Annotated in this window: 4 protein-coding genes; all 4 read right to left on the bottom strand. The window is 57.3% G+C overall.

All coding sequences use genetic code 11. The annotated features are described in order from the left end of the window. Positions 1–160: 160 nt before the first annotated feature. The 4 genes from AC1DH9_RS27290 to AC1DH9_RS27275 all read right to left on the bottom strand — a co-directional run bounded on the left by AC1DH9_RS27290 (position 161) and on the right by AC1DH9_RS27275 (position 2,062). A complete protein-coding gene (locus tag AC1DH9_RS27290; RefSeq protein ID WP_477806099.1) occupies positions 161–445 on the bottom strand; it encodes a hypothetical protein in 285 nt (94 codons plus the stop codon). Between the two features lie 26 nt (positions 446–471). Further along, positions 472–690 carry a hypothetical protein gene (locus AC1DH9_RS27285; RefSeq protein WP_477806100.1) on the bottom strand — a complete coding sequence of 73 codons (219 nt, stop codon included), beginning with the start codon at positions 688–690 and terminating at the stop codon, positions 472–474. Between the two features lie 104 nt (positions 691–794). Then, the gene (locus AC1DH9_RS27280) at positions 795–929 is read right to left on the bottom strand and encodes a hypothetical protein (RefSeq protein WP_477809145.1); all 135 of its coding nucleotides are present in this window, start codon (positions 927–929) and stop codon (positions 795–797) included. 560 nt (positions 930–1,489) lie between these two features. Next, positions 1,490–2,062: a recombinase family protein gene (locus AC1DH9_RS27275; protein ID WP_477806102.1), complete on the bottom strand. Its 573-nt coding sequence runs from the start codon at positions 2,060–2,062 to the stop codon at positions 1,490–1,492. Positions 2,063–2,466: the final 404 nt, after the last annotated feature.

The following is a 2,466-nucleotide window of genomic DNA, read 5'->3' as shown; positions in this document are numbered from 1 at the left end:
GCTCGAGGGTCATACTGGGCATGAGGAGTTACTCCCGTTGGGCTGCGGAAATTATACCGCAATATGCCGTAACGCCCACTCAGCCCTGGTCGGATCAGAGCACGTGGCTACTCATGATATGGGGGGCTCCCGTGTCGGGTGGAAGCGTAGTTACGCCGGTTTAGTGGAGCAGCTTGTAAATCACGGTCATGATCACGGCCATGACACAGTAGAGCCCAGTCACCACGGCCATCGGATACCAGAAAGTTTCACGGGTGAACTTGCTGGCCTCGGCAATGAGCTTGCTGGATTCGGCGTTGAACTTGGTCGATTCGGCAGCGTGCCGATTAAACTCGGCTTTGAACTTGCTGGATTCATCATTGAGCCTGATCGACTCGTCGATCAGCTTGCCAATTGCGGCGTGGATCTTTTCCAGTTCAGCAGGGCTGAAGCCATGGCTTTGCATGGTGTGCCTTCCTTCTCAGGTGAGGTTCAGAGCCCGACCACGCGGCAAACGGCCTCGAGCGTGTGGTCGTCGCGTTCGCGGACAATGCCCAGCGAGAAGCCAGGCTTGCGCGCTTCATTATCGGCGATGACCAGCAGGGCGAAGGCCTTGCGCATGGCATCGGCCTTGGTCATGCCACGGTATTTGGCAATGTCGGTGAGCGCTTGGTCGATCTCGTCCGACAAATAGAGGTCCATACTAGGCATAGCAGATACTCCCTTTAGGTTGTGCGAAAATTATACTGCAAGATGCCATAACTCCCACTCAGCCCTGGTCGGATCAGAGCACTCGGCTGCTCATGCCCTGCACGTTACGACCGCTGCACTGCGGGGCCGGCGCGCTTAGCGGCGTTGTACAGCACGCGGTAGCCGACCGGCAGCCCGGCGTGCAGGTAACACTCGCCGTACTGGTCGCCTTCGTTGAGGCCGTTCGGGGRGTTGGTCATACATGGCGGTGACTCCTTCTTGTTAATTGGAAATTGCTAGTTCATTGCCATGCCAACGGCTTCGCAGAGGCGTTCGTATTCCACCCCACTCGGGCTGTTGAACTCGCCGACGCGGACAGATAGAGCAGCAGGTGGACGATCAGGCGCATGGCCGGGGCGTCGAGGATCAATCCGGTGTCGAGGTGCTGGACCTTGGCTCTGAATTCGTCGAGGCCTTCTTACAGGGCACGGATCAGCGGAATCGGGTTGCAGGTGCCCTTCTGGGAGATGACGGACACATGGTTGCGGGTCATGACAGCTCTCTCGGGGAGTGGGCTGCGATGGGTTACAGCAGGCCCGGCTGTCGGGCCTTGCTCAAAAGGGTCTCGGAGCTGGGCGGCAGCGCACCGATGTTGCCGGGATGGACGTGGTCGAGGACCAGCGCCACAACGCTGGCGATATATCCTCCATAGTCCTGCGCGGCAAGGCACGCACGGGAAGTGGGATGGGGTTCATACGTCCTCCAGTGAGTTGGAGCTTGTTTCGGTCCCACGGAAAAATACAAATAATCGTGTTCCTAGCTATTGCGCGGCGGCGCTCACGGCGCGGGCGTTTGCCAGTTCACGGTAAACCGTGGCCTGCCCGAGGTTGAGTTGCTTGGCGATCGCCGCTTTCGTCGTGCCTTCGTCGGCCAAGCGCAGGATGGCCGCGCGTTTTTCCTCAGCGATCGGCTTGCGCCCCTTGTACTTGTTCTCCTTCTTCGCCTTGGCGATTCCTTCGCGCTGGCGTTCGAGCATCATCTCCCGCTCGAACTGGGCAATCCCCCCCAACACGGTCAGAATCAGCTTGCCGGTGGGCGTGCTGGTGTCCAGCCCCAAATTGAGGATCTTGACCTCAACCTTCTTCAGCTCCAGTCGGCGCAGGGTCTGCAACAAGTCGGTGATTGAGCGGGCCAGCCGGTCGAGCTTAGTGACCACGAAAGTATCCCCTACGCGGGCAAATTCAATGGCCGCCTCCAACTGGGCACGCTGAGCGACGGACGACACCTGTTCCTTAAATACTTTTTCACAGCCGCATCGCTCTAGCTCGCGCAGTTGGGCCTCGAAACCGGCCTCTTGCTCGATGGTTGAGGTACGGGCATAGCCTATATCCATGGATTTTCTCCCATATACGTTTAAGACCCTGTGATAACTCACCTCCCAAAAACGAAACACCACTCATATGAGAGGTTTAGACAGTATTTCGTCGGCTATCACAGGGGCCGGCTCTATTTGGAGATTGCATAGTTTGTTTGTCACGCTGGCGAACTTTCGCCAATGCCTCGACGGATCAGCTCGCCAAGGTTGGCTCTCCATCGTGGCCGTTTTCGCCAGTAACCGCGCCGCAATAGCGAATGAGTCGTATCTGCTGCTATTCTCGAACGCAGTGCCAGTAATTTCTCCGTGAACAAACTAATTCATGCAGTCTTGTCTTGGTAAACCTGATACTAATAAGAGCGCCCACTAATGTGATATCGCTCTTTTCCGAGGATGCACCTTCCCCTCCCCATGGCTGGCAC

This window comes from Pseudomonas sp. 05T35, from assembly GCF_056396605.1.
The sequence above is the reverse complement of the archived record's forward strand: the minus strand, read 5'-3'. Positions and strand labels throughout refer to the sequence as shown.